General features: G+C 67.1%; 2 protein-coding genes. Both read left to right on the forward strand.

The features are described from left to right. Positions 1-214: 214 nt before the first annotated feature. Positions 215-17,479, forward strand: a complete 17,265-nt coding sequence (locus ACT86A_RS21845; protein ID WP_445094038.1) for a non-ribosomal peptide synthetase — start codon at positions 215-217, stop codon at positions 17,477-17,479. Continuing rightward, positions 17,479-18,165, forward strand: coding sequence for a DUF6875 domain-containing protein (locus tag ACT86A_RS21850; RefSeq protein ID WP_445094039.1), 687 nt, complete (start codon positions 17,479-17,481; stop codon positions 18,163-18,165). Before ACT86A_RS21845 ends, ACT86A_RS21850 begins: the two co-directional genes overlap by 1 nt. Positions 18,166-18,180 lie beyond the last annotated feature (15 nt).

Genomic DNA, 18,180 nt, shown 5'->3' on the forward strand with positions numbered 1-18,180 from the left:
CGGAACTGGATGGATTATATAGTCGTCGAATCGAAATCTGAAAGTCTCTGAATCGCTACTGTTCGTTCGTATCGGCGCCCCGGTGAGCTCCACCGAGAATCCGCAGCGCGCTGCGTATCTGCTCGTGGATAGGGAAACTGCCTTCGCAATCGGCGGTGTACAAGCACGTATCGTTCGGCTTACACTGGGGAGCGGTCGGGGTAGGAAGGTAATAATGACCGCTCCGCGACCGGAGTTCGATCCGCAGCAAGGATCGAACAGAAATTCCGAGCCGGACGCGTCAGTCATACAGCCGATACCGCTGTCGGTGGGACAGCAGGGGTTATGGCTGGCGCAGAAATTGAGTCCGGATGTGCCGATATCCGAGGCACAGTATGTCGAGTTCCATGGCGAACTGGACGTCGATCTGCTGCGTAAGACGACGATTCAGGCCGGCCACGAGTTCCAGTCGGGCTATCTGCGACTGATCGAGACCGACGGTGAACCGCGACAGCTGTACGACCCGTCGCTGACCTCGGCGGGACCGGTGATCGATGTGCGTAGTGCACCGGATCCCGTTGCCGCAGGCTTGGCGTGGATGCGCCGGGAGTACACCGCGCCGGTCGATATGACCCGGGACCGGTTGGTCGCAACGGCGGTTGTCCAAGTGGGGGATCGGCATTATCTGCTGTACTGCAGGAGCCACCACGTCGCACTCGACGGCTACGGCGCGATGATGATCGTGAACCGGATCGCGGCGCTGTATACGGCGGCGGTGCAGGGCCACACTGCGGAGCCCAACCGGGCGGCAGACATCCACACCCTGTACGAGGCCGACCGCAGTTACCGGGAGTCGAAGCGGTTCACCGACGACCAGGAATACTGGGTGAACAGACTCGCCGGCGTCGGCGAGGAGCTCAGCCTGGCTGCCGGGCAGGCGCCCGCGTGCGCCGACAGCGTCGTCGCAATCACCGAACTGTCGGCGGCGACAGTGGGGCGGATCGAACGTGCGGCGAAGGCATTGGACGCGAGCCCGGCCGCGGTGGTGATCGCCGCATTCGGCTGTTACCTGGCCCGCAGGACGGGGCGAGACGACGTCCTGGTCAACATTCCGGTGTCGGGTCGCACGACCGCCGTGCTGCGGCGGTCCGGGGGTGTATTCGTCAATGTGGCACCGCTTCCGATCGTCCTCGATGCCGGGGACACCGTCGCCACGCTGGTGCTGCGGGTCCAGTCCGATCTGGTCGGTGTGTTGCGGCACCAGCGGTGCGGCCTCACCGACATTCGCGCCGCCACCGGGTTCCGTGGCGCCCAGCGGCGCTTCGCGGGCCCGGTGGTGAACGTCATGCTTTTCCACCAGCAGATCCAGCTCGGGTCGGTGACCGGGGAATTCCACATCCTCAGCTCCGGCCCGGTCGAGGATTTGCTGGTCGACGTGTATCAGACCGGAGATCCGCCGCGGACGATCTTGCAGTTCATGGCCAATCCCAACCTCTACACCGACCTCGAACTGTCGGCACACAGCACCAGATTTATGGAGTTCATCGACGAATTCGCGGCCGCCACCCCGGACACCGAGCTCGGACAGGTCCACCCGGGCAGCGCCGCAGAGGGCGCCGAGATCCGCCGCCGCCGCGAGAACCTGATGTTCTGGCGGGCCGCGCTTGCGGATCTTCCTGCGGAACTTCGCCTGCCGTTGGACAGGCCGCGGCCGGTGGTGATGTCGAATCGGGGTGCCAGTGTCGTCCGCTCGCTGGGTGCCGGGTTGGTTCAGGCGTTGGAAGATGTCGCTCGGCAGCGTCATTCTTCGCTGTTCATGGTGATTCATGGTGCGCTGGCGGTGTTGCTCGCCCGGATGAGCGGTACCACCGATATTCCGGTCGGCACACCGGTCGCCGGGCGTGATGTGGCGGCACTGGACGATATGGCCGGGAGGTTCGTCCATACCTTGGTGTTGCGGACCGAGGTGGACCCGGCAGAGTCGTTCACAGGTCTGCTCGGCCGCGTTCGGCAGGTCGATCTGGATGCGTTCGACCATGCCGACATCCCGTTCGAACACGTGGCAGACCAGCCATCCCAGTCGCGACACCCCGTGCATCAGGTGATGCTGGAGTTCCCGAGCCTGGCACCAGCCGAACCGGCGCTACTCGACCTCGACCGGCCGGCCGTCGGCCGCTCCAGCGAGATATCCTGCTGCGACCTGCGATTCATCCTGTCCGCAGAGCACGACAGCGGTGCTGTGACAGCCACGATCGGCTACGCCACCGACTTGTTCGATGATGCGACAGTCGACTCCCTCGCCCGGCGATGGATCCGGATACTCGAATCGGTAGCCGCCGACCCGACGATCCCGGTCGGCGCGATCGAGGTGCTCGAGCCTGCTGAGCGGGCCGACTTGTTGTCTCGTTCGGGTGACGCCACGGCGCCGGTGCGGACGACGTTGCCGGAGCTGTTGACCGCGGTGGTGCGGCGGAATCCTGATGCTTCGGCGGTGGTGTTCGATGGGCAGCGGTTGAGTTACCGGGAGTTGGACGAGCGTTCGAATCGGTTGGCTCGGTTGCTCGTTCGGCGTGGCGTGGGCCCCGAGGACGTTGTCGCGATCGGGATACCACGTTCCCCGGAATCGGTGGCGGCGGTCTGGGCGGTGGCGAAGTCGGGAGCGGCTTTCGTGCCGGTCGATCCGGGTTATCCGAGCGAGCGGATCGCTCACATGGTGGCTGATTCCGGGGCGGTTGTGGGCGTGACCGTGACATCTGTGCGTGCGCAGTTGCCAGATGGCATCGAGTGGTTGATTTCGGACGACACCGACGGCACCTTGGCGGCTCAGCCGATCTCCGACGGGGATCGGACAACCGTGCTCCGCCCGGAGCATCCGGCGTACCTGATCTATACCTCGGGCTCCACCGGTGTACCGAAGGGCGTGACCGTGACGCATGCGGGGTTGGCCGCACTCAGTCGCGAACAGCGGGAACGCTATGGGGTAACCCCGGTTTCGCGAACCCTGCATTTCGCATCGCCGAGCTTCGACGCCTCGGTCTGGGAGTTGCTGCTTGCGGTAGGAGCGGGGGCGACGATGGTGATCGCCGCGCCCGGCACCTACGGTGGCGCCGAGCTGACCGATCTGCTGCGCCGCGAGCGAGTGACACATGCGGTGATTACGCCGGCCGCGCTGATGTCGGTTGACCCGGCCGGTCTCGACGCTCTGCGCGTCGTCGTCTCGGCCGGTGACGCGTGCCCACCGGAGCTGGTGCAGCGCTGGGCCGCCAACGGCCGCGAATTCATCAATGCTTTCGGGCCTACCGAGGCCACGATCATGACGAACCACAGCACCCCGCTGGCCGTGGGTGGCGTGGTGACGATCGGCGGCCCGATACGCGGTGCGCGGGAATGGATCTTGGACCAACGGCTCGAACCCGTACCCGTCGGCGTCGCAGGCGAACTGTATGTCGCGGGTAGCTTATTGGCCCGCGGATACCACGCCCGACCCACGACAACCGCAGAACGTTTCGTCGCCTGCCCCTGGGCACCAGGTGAACGAATGTACCGAACCGGTGACGTAGCCCGCTGGACACCCGACGGAGCCGTCGAACACCTGGGTCGCACGGACTTCCAAGTGAAAATCCGGGGACTACGTATCGAATTGGGCGAGATCGACACAGTACTGGCCGCCCACGAGACCGTCGGCTACGCCGTCACCATCGGCTACCGTGGCGATACAGGCACACAATCACTGGTCTCATACGTCGTCGCCGCACCAGATCGCTCGATCAACACCACAGCGCTGACCGAACACCTGAGCCACCGACTGCCCTCCTACATGATCCCCGCCTCGATCATGGAACTGGACCGCATACCACTGACACCAGTCGGAAAACTCGACCGCAAAGCACTACCGAAACCGGTATTCACCGGCGACAAACCTTTCCGCGCACCCCAAACCCCGACCGAACAGACCATCGCCCACTGCTTCACCGACATCCTCGGAACCGACACCATCGGCGCCGACGACTCATTCTTCGCCCTCGGCGGAGACAGCATGGTAGCGACGCGGATTGCCGCGCGAATCGGGGTCGCCCTGGATACCGACGTCCCGGTGCGACTGTTGTTCGAGGCGTCCACAGTAGCGACACTCGCGGCTCGGATAGATCAGCATTCCGGTACCCGGCGACGGCGCCCACCGCTGGTCGCCCGGCCGCGCCCCGATCTCATTCCGTTGGCGCCGGCCCAACAGCGGATGTGGTTCTTCAACCAGTACGACACCAACTCGGGAATTTACAATATGCCGATCGTCATCCGGCTGCGCGGCGAGTTGGACGTCGAGGCGCTGCGATCGGCCATGATCGACGTCCTGGGTAGACACGAATCTTTGCGAACGCGGTACCCCGATCACGACGGAATGCTGATCCAACTGATCGAACCCGTCGACAATGTGGACCGCGAGCTGACCCTGGTATCGGTTCCGCCGAGCCAATTGATTCCAGCGGTAACCGAATTCGTTACCGAGGGCTTCGATGTGAGCACCGAGATCCCGGCGCGGGCCCGAGTGTTCCGCGTTACCGGCGGCGCGGAAACCGAATACGTTCTGGCCTTTGTGGTGCACCACATCGCCGCGGATGGGTTCTCCATGGCGCCCCTGGCTCGTGATGTGACCACCGCATATGCCGCCCGGATCCGCGGTGCCGCCCCGTCCTGGGCACCGCTGCCCATCCAGTACGCGGACTACGCTCTGTGGCAACGAGCCACTCTGGGCGCACCCGATGAGCCGGAATCGCTGTGTGCCCAGCAGATCCGCTACTGGAGCGAAACCCTGGACGGAACTGCTGAGCAGTTGAGCTTGCCGGTCGATCGGCCGCGTCCGGTGGTGATGTCGAATCGGGGTGCGACGGCGAGTCATGGGTTGGATTCCGGCTTGGTGCGGGCATTGGAGAGCTTTGCGCGGCAGCATGATTCGTCGTTGTTCATGGTGGTTCACGGCGCGTTGGCGGTGCTGCTCGCGCGGTTGAGTGATAGTGCCGATATTTCGATCGGCACGCCGATCGCGGGGCGTGGTATGGCGGCGCTCGATGACGTGATCGGTATGTTCGTGAATACTTTGGTATTGCGGACCCGGATCGATCCGGATGAGTCGTTCACGGATCTGCTCGGCCGGGTCAGGCAGGTCGACCTGGATGCTTTCGACCATGCCGATGTTCCGTTCGAACAGTTGGTGGACCAGCTGGTCGGTCAGCGGTCGCAGTCTCGACACCCGCTGTTCCAGGTGATGCTGGCGTTCCAGAACTTGCAGCCGGTGCAGCTGGAACTGCCGGATCTTTCGCTGTCGGTGGTCGATCTCCCGAACGAGGTGTCTCGTTTCGACCTGCAGTTCATTCTGTCCGAAGACGGCGGCAGTGGCGGTATGACGGTGGCGGTCACGTACGCCACGGACTTGTTCGATGCCCCGACGATCGATTCTTTCGCACGCCGGTGGATCCGGGTACTGGAGTCGGTGGTCGCCGATCCGGCGGTTGCGGTCGGGGCGATCGAGGTGCTCGAGCCTGCCGAGCGCGCTGATCTGCTGGCCCACCGCGGCGCAACTGCGGCGGCACCGAGGACGCTGCCGGATCTGTTGGCTGCGGCAGCGGCGCAGGATCCCGACGCTGCGGCGATCGTGTTCGATGGGCAGCAGGTGAGTTATCGGGAGCTGGACGAACGTTCGAATCGGTTGGCTCGATTGCTCATTCGCCGAGGAGTCGGCCCCGAGGACGTAGTAGCGATGGGGATACCACGTTCCCCGGAATCGGTGGCGGCGGTCTGGGCGATCGCAAAATCGGGGGCGGCTTTCCTGCCCATCGATCCGGGTTATCCGAGGGAACGCAGCACGCACATGATGACCGACGCGGGGGCGGTTGTCGGGATGACCGTGACGTCTGTGCGCGCGCAGTTACCAGACGATATCGACTGGCTGACACCGGACGACCTCGACCGCACCAGCAGCGTCGATGCAGCCGGCAACGGCGATGCAGCCGGCAACCGGCCCATTACCGACAGCGAACGGACACGCCCACTGCGTGTCGACGATATCGCCTACGTCATCTACACCTCCGGATCGACCGGGCTGCCCAAGGGCGTCGCGGTCACGCATCGAGGACTGCACAACTGCGCCGCCGAGCACCGGGATGTCCTGAGCATCGAATCCGATTCTCGTACTCTGCATATGGCGTCACCGAGCTTCGATGTGTCGGTATTGGAATTGCTGTTACCGCTGTGTCCCGGCGCCACCATGGTGATCGCACCCAGCGACATCCACGGCGGTGACGAACTCGCCGACCTGATCGCCCGCGAACGGGTCAGCCATGCCCTCATGACACCTTCCACGCTGTCGACTATCGACCACACCCGTTGGCCGCTACCAGAGTTGACCCACCTGATAGTCGGCGGCGAGGACTACGGCATCGAAGTGGTTCAGCGCTGGGGTGACGGCCGCACCATGTTCAACGAGTACGGGCCTACCGAAGCCACGATCATGACGAACCACAGCACCCCGCTGGCCGTGGGTGGCGTGGTGACGATCGGCGGCCCGATACGCGGTGCGCGGGAATGGATCTTGGACCAACGGCTCGAACCCGTACCCGTCGGCGTCGCAGGCGAACTGTATGTCGCGGGTAGCTTATTGGCCCGCGGATACCACGCCCGACCCACGACAACCGCAGAACGTTTCGTCGCCTGCCCCTGGGCACCAGGTGAACGAATGTACCGAACCGGTGACGTAGCCCGCTGGACACCCGACGGAGCCGTCGAACACCTGGGTCGCACGGACTTCCAAGTGAAAATCCGGGGACTACGTATCGAATTGGGCGAGATCGACACAGTACTGGCCGCCCACGAGACCGTCGGCTACGCCGTCACCATCGGCTACCGTGGCGATACAGGCACACAATCACTGGTCTCATACGTCGTCGCCGCACCAGATCGCTCGATCAACACCACAGCGCTGACCGAACACCTGAGCCACCGACTGCCCTCCTACATGATCCCCGCCTCGATCATGGAACTGGACCGCATACCACTGACACCAGTCGGAAAACTCGACCGCAAAGCACTACCGAAACCGGTATTCACCGGCGACAAACCTTTCCGCGCACCCCAAACCCCGACCGAACAGACCATCGCCCACTGCTTCACCGACATCCTCGGAACCGACACCATCGGCGCCGACGACTCATTCTTCGCCCTCGGCGGAGACAGCATCATGTCGATCCAGTTGGTAACTCGCGCCCGGGCGGCCGGTGTGCTGTTCTCCCCCCGCGACGTATTCGAGCGCAGAACGGTCGCTGGGCTGGCCGAGGTCGCCGTCCACGACACCGGCGCGGTGACTCCACTTCCGGCGGAACTGCCGGGCGGGGGTGTGGGACCGATTCCGTTGACGCCGATCATGCGGTGGCTGGTCGAACGGGCGCAGGCGGGGTTCGGTCGCTTCGCGCAGGCAATGGTGCTGGGCCTGCCTGCGGGGAGCGACCGGCAGCAGCTGGCGGACACGGTGCAGGCGGTCCTCGACCGGCACGACATGCTGCGCTCGCGGCTGCGCGCAGGCGCCGAGGGGAGCTGGACGTGGGAGGTGCTGCCGGTCGGAGCCGTTCGAGCCGACGACGTCATCCACCGGGTGGCGATCGAAGACCGACCGGACAGCGCCGAGTTCGGCTCGGTGGCGGCGGCCGAGCTGGATGCCGCCGCGGACCGGCTCGATCCGGGCGCGGGGATCGTGGTGCAGGTGGTCTGGTTCGATCCGGCCGATCCGGCCGAGCCGGGCCGGGCACTGGTGCTGGTACATCATTCGGCGATCGACGGGGTTTCCTGGCGGGTGCTGGTGCCGGACCTCGCGATCGCGTGGGCGCGGCTCGAATCCGGACAGCCACCCGACCTGGCCCCGGTCGGAACATCGATGCGCAGGTGGGCGCATGGGCTGGTCGAGGCAGCACAGCGGCCGGAGCGGGCCGCCGAGCTCGAATTGTGGCAGGCGATGGCCAGCGGAGACGATCCGGTGCTCGGGTCCCGCCCCCTCGACCCGGCGATCGACGTGGCTGGCACCGCCGGCACGGTCGAGGTCGAGGTATCCCCCGAGGTGACCGAGACGCTGTTGACCGAGGTGCCCACGACATTCCGTGGCACTGTTGCCGATGGGCTGCTGGCCGCTCTCGCGGTGGCGGTGACGACGTGGCGGCGCGGGCAGACGACGGACGGCTCCGGTGGCCCGCGCACCGACGTGGTGATCGGTCTCGAAGGGCACGGCCGTGAGGAGGGCACCCTCCCGGGCTCGGACCTGACCCGGACGGTCGGCTGGTTCTCGACGAGTTTTCCGCTGCGCCTGGATTTGTCGGGCATCGATCTCGACGACGCGTGCGCCGGAGGGCCGGCCATCGGGGGGGCGGTCAAGACCGTCAAGGAGCAACTTCTCGCCGTGCCCGACCACGGGATCGGTTACGGCCTGCTGCGGTATCTCAACGACGACACCGGACCGATACTCGCGGCTGCGCCGACACCGCAGATCGGGTTCAACTATCTGGGCCGGGTCGCCACGGGGATCCCCGAAGGCGACGTCGTCGCCTGGATGCCGGTGGCCGGCGGCGGCCTCTCCGGGGCCGAGCTCGCCGGTGCGCACAATCCCGCGATGCCGCTATCGGCGGTGCTCGACATCAATGCCCTCACCGTCGACGAGGCGGGCCGACCCCGGTTGCGCGCGGTCTGGTCGTATCCGACCGGGGTACTCACCGCGGCCGAGGTGCGCGAGGTTGCGCAGTCGTGGTGCCGGGTATTGACAGCGCTGGCGGCATACACCCGCCGCTGCGGGAACGGCGGACGGACGCCGTCGGATCTGGATCTGGTCCGGCTCGGGCAGTCGGAGATCGAGCGCCTCGAGGACCGGTACCCGGCATTGAGCGACGTCTGGCCGTTGACCCCGTTGCAAGAGGGTCTGCTGTTCCACGCGCTGGTGTCCGAAGAGTCGGTGGCGTCGGTGGACGCCTACCTGATGCAGCTGGTGCTCGAACTGCAGGGACAGGTCGATTCGCAACGGCTGCGCCGGGCCGGACAGGCGCTGCTGCACCGGCATCCGAATCTGCGCACCGCATTCGTCGCCGATAGCGACGCCGGGCCGGTGCAAGTGGTCCAGGAGGACGTCGAGGCACCATGGTCGGAGCTCGACCTGTCCGGGCTGGACGACGAGACGCGCAAGCGCGAGTGGGAGTCGCTCATGGCCGCGGACCGGGCGACCCGGTTCGACCCCGCCCGGGCTCCGCTGCTGCGCTGGATGCTGGTCACGATGGAGCCGCAGCGTTACCAGCTGGTGTTGACCAATCACCATGTGCTGCTGGACGGCTGGTCGACGCCGCTGCTGCTGCAAGAGCTGCTCGTGCTCTATGCCACCGATGGCGACGCCACGGTGCTGCCGCGAGTTCGCCCCTATCGGGACTTCCTGGCGTGGATGGCCGCACAGGACCCGGCCGCGTCGCTCGACATCTGGGCTCGCGCCTTCGACGGCGCCGACGGGCCGACTCTGGTGGCGCCGGCCGATCCCGGCCGCCGGTACCGCGAATCGCGGGATGTGCTCGGTGCGCTGACCGAGGAGCAGACCGCCGCGCTGACCGGTTTCGCGCGGGCGCGCGGCATCACCCTCAACACTGTGGTCGAGACGGCGTGGGCGATCGTGCTGGGCACGTTGACATCCCGTGACGACGTGACGTTCGGCACCACGGTCTCCGGGCGGTCTGCGCAGATCGCGGACATAGAGTCGATGATCGGGCTGTTCATCAACACATTGCCGGTACGGGTGCGCCTCGACAAGACCGCGAGTTTGGGCCAACTGCTCGACCGAATCCAGGCGGAGCAGGCCGTTCTGCTCGATCACCAATTCGTGGGCCTCCCAGATATCGAGCGGGTGGCCGGGCCCGCAGCGGTGTTCGACACGATGACGGTGTTCGAGTCCTATCCGGTTGATCGATTCGGGCTGACAGCGCAGACCGATATCGCCGGCATGCGGCTGGTCGACGTGGCCGGCACCGACGCCGCGCACTATCCGCTCGGCGTGGTTGCGCACGTCGACACCCGATTGCACCTCAAAATCAAGTACCTGCCCGAACTCTTCGACCAGCCCACAATGGATACGACCCTGCAGCGGGTGCTGCGTGTGATCGACGCAATCGCCACCGAGCCGGAGCTACCGCTGGCCCAGCTGAATCTGCTCGCCTCGGCCGAATACCGCGAGCTGACATCGGTATCGGGCGATCCGGCGGTGCCGGGGTCGGTGTTGCCGGAGCTGTTGGCGAGGACCGTGCGGCAGGATCCAACGGCGGTCGCGGTGGTATGCGGGGATCGGCAGTGGACGTACGGCGATCTGGACGCCGAGTCGAATCGGTTGGCGCGACTGCTGATCCATCAAGGGGTGGGGCCGGAGACGAGTGTCGCGGTGGGGTTGCCGCGGTCCTACGAGTCAGTGCTCGCAGTATGGGCGGTGGCAAAGTCGGGGGCGGCATTCGTCCCGGTGGATCCGCAGTATCCGGCCGGTCGGGTCGCGCATATGCTCACCACTTCGGACGTCGCGGTGGGAATCACACTGTCGCACTGGCGTGATCGGCTGCCCGAGTCGGCACGGTGGTTGGTCCTCGATGAACCGGCGGTCGAAGCAGAGCTGGCCGGGGTGTCCGGGCGGCCGGTGACCGATGCGGAGCGAACCCGGCCGGTGCGGGTCGACAACGCGGCGTATGTGATCTACACGTCCGGTTCGACCGGTACGCCGAAGGGTGTGGTGGTGTCGCACCGCGGATTGGCGAATCTGGCGGCCGAGCAACGCTCGCGGTTCGGCGTCGGGCCGGGCGCGCGGGTGCTGCATGCGGCATCACCCAGTTTCGACGCGGCCGTTCTGGAACTGCTGGGGGCGTTCGCGTCGGGTGGGCGCCTGGTGATCGCACCGCCGACCGTCTTCGGCGGAATCGAGCTGGCGCAGATCATTTCGCAGAACTCGGTGACTCATGCCGCGCTGACTCCCACGGCCCTGGGCACGGTCGACCCCGCCGGGGTGCGGAACCTGCGGACGGTCGTGATCGGTGGCGAGGCGCCTCCGCCACAACTGGTGTCGCGGTGGGCTCCGGGCCGGAAACTGTTCAATACCTACGGTCCGGCGGAGGCCACGATCATGACCGATGCCGGTGCGCCGATGGTGCCGGGTGAGACGGCGACGATCGGCGGACCGATCCGCGGCGTCACTGAGGTCGTGCTCGACGCATGGTTGCGTCCGGTCCCGCTCGGAGTCGTCGGCGAGTTGTACCTCACCGGTCCGGGACTCGCACGCGGCTACCGCAACCGCGCGGGTCTGACGGCATCGCGGTTCATCGCCGATCCGTTCGCCGAGCAGGGGCAGCGCATGTATCGGACCGGGGATCTGGTGCGGTGGCTGCGGTTACCGGAGGGAGGTCTGACGCTCGACTATGTCGGCCGGACGGACTTCCAGGTCAAGATTCGTGGTTTCCGCGTCGAGCTGGGCGAGGTCGAATCGGGTCTGCTGGCCTGCCCGGGAGTGGCTCGCGCGGTGGCGGCCGTGCACCGTGGCTCCGCCACCGGCGACCGGTTGATCGGGTACGCGGTGCCCGAGCCCGGCGCCGACCTGGATCCGGCCGCGGTTCTCGCGTTCGCCGGGCAGCGATTGGCCCCGCCAATGGTGCCTGCGACCGTGATGGTGCTCGACGCGCTGCCGACGACGGAGACGGGCAAGCTCGACCGCAAGGCGTTGCCCGAGCCGGACTTCAGCACGGGCCGAGCCGAATTCCGGGCGCCGGTCACCGATACGGAGACGACGCTGGCGGGTCTGTTCGCCGAGATCTTGGGTGTCGACCCGATCGGGCTCGACGATTCGTTCTTCGCCCTGGGTGGCGACAGCATCATGTCGATCCAGTTGGTGACGCGCGCCCGGACGGCGGGGCTGGTGCTCTCCGTCCGTGACGTGTTCGAGGGCAAGACGGTCGCCGGGCTGGCCCGGATCGCCGTCCGCGACAGCGCCGTGGCGGCCGCCCTGCCGGCCGAACTGCCCGGCGGCGGTGTGGGGCCGATGCCGTTGACGCCCATCATGCGCTGGATGTTCGAACGCGGTGCCTTCGACCGCTTCTGCCAGTGGGTGATGCTCACGCTGCCGGCCGGTATCGACCGGACCGCGATCGCGGCGACCGTGCAAGTGGTGATCGATCACCACGACATGCTGCGGGCCCGGCTGCGGCCCGAACCGGTACACCCCTCGGGCTGGGCGTTGCAGGTGCAGCCGGCCGGGGCATCCGCCGCGGGACTCATCCGGCATGTGTCGGTGGACGCGGCCCCGGACAGCAGGGCGTTCGCCGCAATTGCCGACGCGGAGGTATGTTCGGCCGCCGAGCGCCTCGACCCCGCCGCGGGAGTCGTGTTGCAGTTGGTTTGGCTGGACTGCGCCGACCGGGCGGGTCGGCTGCTGGTCGTCGCACACCACCTGGTGGTAGACGGAGTGTCGTGGCGGATCCTCGTTCCCGACCTTGCCATCGCCGGGGCCCAGGTGAGTGCCGGGCAACGGCCACAGCTCGCGCCGGTCGGTACGTCGATGCGACGCTGGGCGCACGGTCTGCACGACGCTGCCGCGAACCTCGATGAACTCGACTGGTGGCGTTCCACGCTCGCCGCGGCCGACCCGCCGATCGGGACGCGCCCGCTCGACCCGGACGTGGACGTGCAGGCCGACGTCGCCACTGTCCGGGTGACGCTGCCTGCCGCGACGACTCGCGCGGTACTCACCACCCTGCCGCAGGCGTTTCGCGGCAACGCGGACGACGCTCTCATCGCCGGACTGGCACTGGCGCTGACCCGGTGGCGGCGCCGGCACGGCGATGACATCACCGAGACGCTGCTCACCCTCGAAAGCCACGGCCGCCACGACACAGTCCTGCCCGGCGCCGACCTCACTCGCACTGTCGGCTGGTTCACCACCACCTACCCGGTACGGCTCGACCTGTCCGATATCGATATCGATGACGCGTTCGCGGCCGGGGCTGCCGCGGGGGCGGTGGTCAAATCGGTCAAGGAACAGCTCCGGCGGGTCCCCGGCCACGGCATCGGCTATGGGCTGCTGCGCTACCTCAACACCGACACGGCCCAGATCCTCGGTGCGCTGCCCAGCCCCCAGGTGAGTTTCAATTATCTCGGCCGGTTCGACACAATTCCCACCGCGTTGCGCGACAGCGGGTGGTTGCCCGCCGGCGGCGAGGCCGACGGCGGCGGCGTCCAGCACCCCGACGCCTCCGCGGCAGCCGTGCTCGGCGTCAACGCGGTCACCGCGGACACACCGGACGGACCTGCCCTGACCGCGGCCTGGGACTATCCCGCCGGACTGATCACCTCCGCCGAGGTCACCGACCTCGCGGAACTGTGGCGCGACGCGGTGACCGCCCTCGCCACCCACGCGGCCCGGCCCGGCGCCGGCGGGCTGACGCCTTCCGATGTCGGCCTCATCGACCTCGACCAGGCCGCGATCGACCGGCTCGAGGCCCGGTTCCCGGCACTGGACGATATCTGGCCGCTCACGCCGCTGCAGGCGGGGCTGCTGTTCCACGCCCAGCTCGCCGACGGTGCCCGGGACGACTACATCGTGCAACTGTGGATGGAACTCGGTGGGCGCGTCGACGCGGACCGGTTACGCCGCGCCGTGCAGACTCTCCTCGGCCGCCACCCGAACCTGCGGACCGCGTTCGTGAGCGACGGCACCGGCGAGCCGGTCCAGGTGGTGCACCGCCGTGTCGACGTGCCGTTCACCCAGATCGACCTCGCCGAATGCCCCGACACCGCAGCCGCGCTCGATGAGCTCATGGAGACCGACCGGCACTTCGACACGACCGTGGCGCCACTGCTGCGACTGACCCTGATCAGCACCTCCGCCCAGCGGCACAGGCTGCTGCTGAGCATGCATCACATCCTGATCGACGGCTGGTCCACGCCACCGCTGATCCGGGAACTGCTGATCCTCTACGCCGGCGACAGCGACCCCGGTGCACTGGCCCCGGTGCAGCCCTATCGCGACTACCTGACGTGGCTGAAAAACCAGGACCAGGACGCGGCGGAAACCGCCTGGGCGCGGACACTCGAGGGCGTCGCCGAGCCCACTCTGCTGGCGCGCGCGGGGCGCGGCCGACGCCATACCGCCGCCGCGCGCGAAGTGCAGGTGCGGCTGAGTCGACACCGCACCGGGGCCCTGGTCACCATGGCCCACCAGCAGGAGACCACCCTCAACACCGTCGTCCAAGCGGCGTGGGCGATCGTGCTGGCGAGCGCGACCGCGCGCGACGACGTCGTCTTCGGCACCACCGTCTCCGGGCGCCCCCCACAGCTGCCCGGCATCGAATCGATGATCGGACTGTTCGTCAACACCGTGCCGGTCCGGGTCCGGCTCGACTTCGGCGAAAGTCTCGCCCAGCTACTGCGGCGAATCCAGACCGAACAAGCTGCGCTGCTCGACCACGACCACCTCGGACTCGCCCGGATCCAACAGGTGGCCGGGCCCGGCGCGATGTTCGACACGATGACCGTCTTCGAGTCCTACCCGGTCGACGCGTCCGGGCTGTCCGAAGACGTCGACATTGCCGGGATGCATGTCCTCGACGTGCACGGACGAGATGCCGCGCACTATCCGCTCGGCGTGATCGTCCATCTCGGTACCAGGCTGGAGCTGACCTTCAAATACCTGCCCGAACTGTTCACACAGCACCAGATCGACGCCCTCGCCCGCCGAGTGCTGCGGGTGCTCACCGCCATGACCGACGACATCGATCTCTCGCTGCGGCGAGTGCAGCTGCTGTCGCGGCAGGAGCTGGCCACACTGGTACCCGTTCGCGGTGCGCCCAGCGCGGCTGCGTTGGTGTTGCCGCAGGTGTTGACGGCCGCAGCGCGGTCCGGCACGGATGCGGTGGTCTGTGCCGGTGAAAGGTTGTCCTACCGCGAACTCGACGAAACCTCGAACCGGTGGGCGCGGGTACTGATCGACGCCGGAGCCGGACCGGAATCGTTGGTGGCCGTGGCGCTACCGCGCTCCATCGACGCCGTGATCGCCGTATGGGCAGTCGCCAAGACCGGCGGCGCGTTCGTTCAGATCGACCCCGCCCAGCCCGAAGACCGGATCAGCAGCATTCTCGCCGACGCGGGCGCCATCGCCGGGCTGACAGCGGAGACCTATCGCGACCGGCTGCCGGACGCCACCATGTGGCTCAGCCTCGACGGCCCCGAATTCGCCACGAAGGCAGCAGTGGCAAGCGACACCCCGATCGCTGACCGCGACCGCACCGCCACGCTAAGGCCGGAGCATCCCGCCTACCTGATCTACACCTCAGGCTCCACCGGGACCCCCAAAGGGGTCGTGGTCACCCATACCGGGATTGCGAATCTGGCCGCCGAAGCGAGGGAACAGTTGGGCCTCACCCCGTCTTCTCGAATGCTTGCGGCGGCCTCTCCGAGCTTCGACGTATCGATCCTCGAATGGCTCAGCGCCGCCGCCGCCGGATCCACACTGGTGCTCGCTCCAGCGCGGGTGGTCGCCGGTGCCGAACTGGCCGAGCAGATCAATGCCGCACAGGTCACCCATGCGGCCTTCACCCCCACCGTGCTCGCATCGCTGCACCCCGACGAACTCGATTCCCTGCACACCCTGATCCTCGGCGGCGAGACATGCCCATCGGATCTGGTAAACCGGTGGGCGCCGGGCCGCACGCTGATCACCGCTTATGGGGCTACCGAGACCACCATCCAGAGCTGCCGCGAGGCCCTGACCACAATCACCGACAGTCCGCCGCCGATCGGTGGCCCGGCCCGCGGGTTCTCCGCCGTCGTGCTGGACCCCGGACTGCGCCCGGTCCCGCCCGGAGTAGCCGGCGAACTGTATCTGGCCGGACCTGGCGTCGCCCGCGGCTACCACGGGCAACCCACACTCACGGCAGCCCGATTCATCCCCGACCCGTACGGGCCCGCCGGGACCCGCATGTATCGCACCGGCGATCTGGTCACCTGGACCAGCGACCGGAGTCTGCAATATATAGGCCGCAACGACCTGCAGATGAAAGTCAACGGTCATCGCATCGAACCAGGCGATATCGAAACCGCGTTGTGCGGCCACCCGGACGTATCCCGTGCCGCCGTCGCGGTCCACACCCGGCCCAACGGCACCGATCAGCTCACGGGCTATGTGGTGCCCACCCCACACACCACACCCGATGCCGCAATGCTGACCACACACCTTGCTACCCGATTGCCTACCCACATGATCCCCACCACCATCGTCACGCTCGATCGGATACCTCTCACGAGCACCGGCAAACTCGATCACAAAGCCCTGCCCGCACCGGATTTGCGTCGGCAGTCTCGCTTCCGACCGCCGTCCAACCCGCTCGAGACCGCCGTCTGCGACGCCTTCACCCAAACCCTCGACATCGAACGAATCGGCGTCGACGATGGCTTCTTCACCCTCGGCGGCAACTCGCTGGCCGCCACCCAACTGGTGGCGCGGCTCGCGGAGTCCACCGGTGTCACCGTGCCGCTGCAGTGGCTGTTCACCGATCCGACACCGCAATCGCTGGCCCGCCGCATCGAGAGCCGCCGCGACGGCCGCGCAGAAGAGGAGTTCGGCGCGCAGGATCTCGCCGAGGCGCTCGCCGTCATGCTGCCTCTTCGGGCCGCTGGAACCGACCCGCCACTGTTCTGTATCCACCCAGCGGTCGGATCGGCGTGGGGTTTCAGCGGCCTGGTACGGTACCTCGATCCCGACCGGCCCGTCCGAGGGCTGCAATCCCCGGGGCTGACCGATCCCACGGTGCGGTTCGAGACGCTCGACCATCTCGCCGCCCGCTATGTGCAGGAGATCCGGTCCGTCCAACCACACGGCCCCTACCACCTGCTCGGCTACTCGCTCGGCGGCACTATCGCCCACGCGATTGCCGTCCGGCTCCGTCGCGACGGCGAGTCCGTGGCCACCCTGGCCATGATGGACACCCGTGTCGTGACGGCCGACAGCTTCCGTACGCACACCCCCTCGGTGGCGAGGATGCTCGCCGACTTCGGTGGTTTCGCCGTTGCGGACGGGCCCGCCGAGCTGACCGTCGAAGCCGCGGCCGAGTTGCTGCACCGGCAAGGCGGGGTGTTCACCAGTGTGACCCCTGAGCATCTCGTCAGGTTGCAACGCGACTACACCCGGCTCGTCGACCTCACCCGGAACCACCGGCCGCCTCTGTTCGATGGCGATCTGATCTACTTCAGGGCCGTCGACAGCCCCGGCGACAACGGCGCTTCTCCGGCTCGCGCCTGGAGCACCTACGTCACCGGGCGAATTACCGAGCACCGGATTCCCGTCCAGCACGAACGGATGACCGCGCCGGAGTCGCTGCGCGCCATCGGTTTCGTCCTCGACGAGCACTTCCGGTCAACCCAGATCGCCCCCACCCCCACGGAGCCACCCATCCCAGCAGCGAAAAGCCGATGATGAACACCGACCGAATCGCCGGAACACGTACCGGTGTAGCCCCAGCCAACCTGTTCGCCCCCGACGTGGCAACCGGTGCCGACCTGCACCCTCGTGCGGCCGAACTGCGCCGGTGGGCGCTCGAATACCTGTGCCAGCCCCACCCCGACCTCGGCCGGCCCGGTCCCGTCTGCCCCTACACCAGCCGCGCTATCGCACAGCGATGCCTGTGGGCCAGCTTCATCCCGGGTCGGGACATCCACCGCGAGCGCATCACCGCGATCGTCGACGACTTGTACGATCTTTTTCCCGCCCTGCCACCACGGGACGAACCCGATTCCAAACTCAAAGCCGTCCTTGCGGTCTTCCCCGACCTCACCGAATACGCCGATATCGAGACCGTGCAACACGACCAGAAAACCCGGTTTGTCGAACGGGGGCTGATGGTCGGACAGTTCTACCCGGGTTGCACCGTCCCGGGGTTGCGCAACCCGGGCTTCCCAGCACTCGACGCGCCCCTGCCGATGCTCGCCATCCGGCACATGGCCCCCACGGATTTCCCATTTCTCAGTACCCGCCACGAATGGGTGGACTTCTACCTCAAACTCTTCGCCCCCGCCATTCCCAGGTTCATCGCCACCACCATGTCCGACAGACTCGTCCGGGCACCCGACGCCCCGGACGAACTCGGACTTGATGGTCGGTGACGCGGCCTTTCGACC

This window comes from Nocardia glycosmidis, from assembly GCF_052545115.1.

Bases quoted from the DNA above. Each gene is read 5' to 3' on its own strand.
- ACT86A_RS21845 (WP_445094038.1), top strand. From the start codon at position 215: ATGACCGCTCCGCGACCGGAGTTCGATCCGCAGCAAGGATCGAACAGA.
- ACT86A_RS21850 (WP_445094039.1), top strand. From the start codon at position 17,479: ATGAACACCGACCGAATCGCCGGAACACGTACCGGTGTAGCCCCAGCC.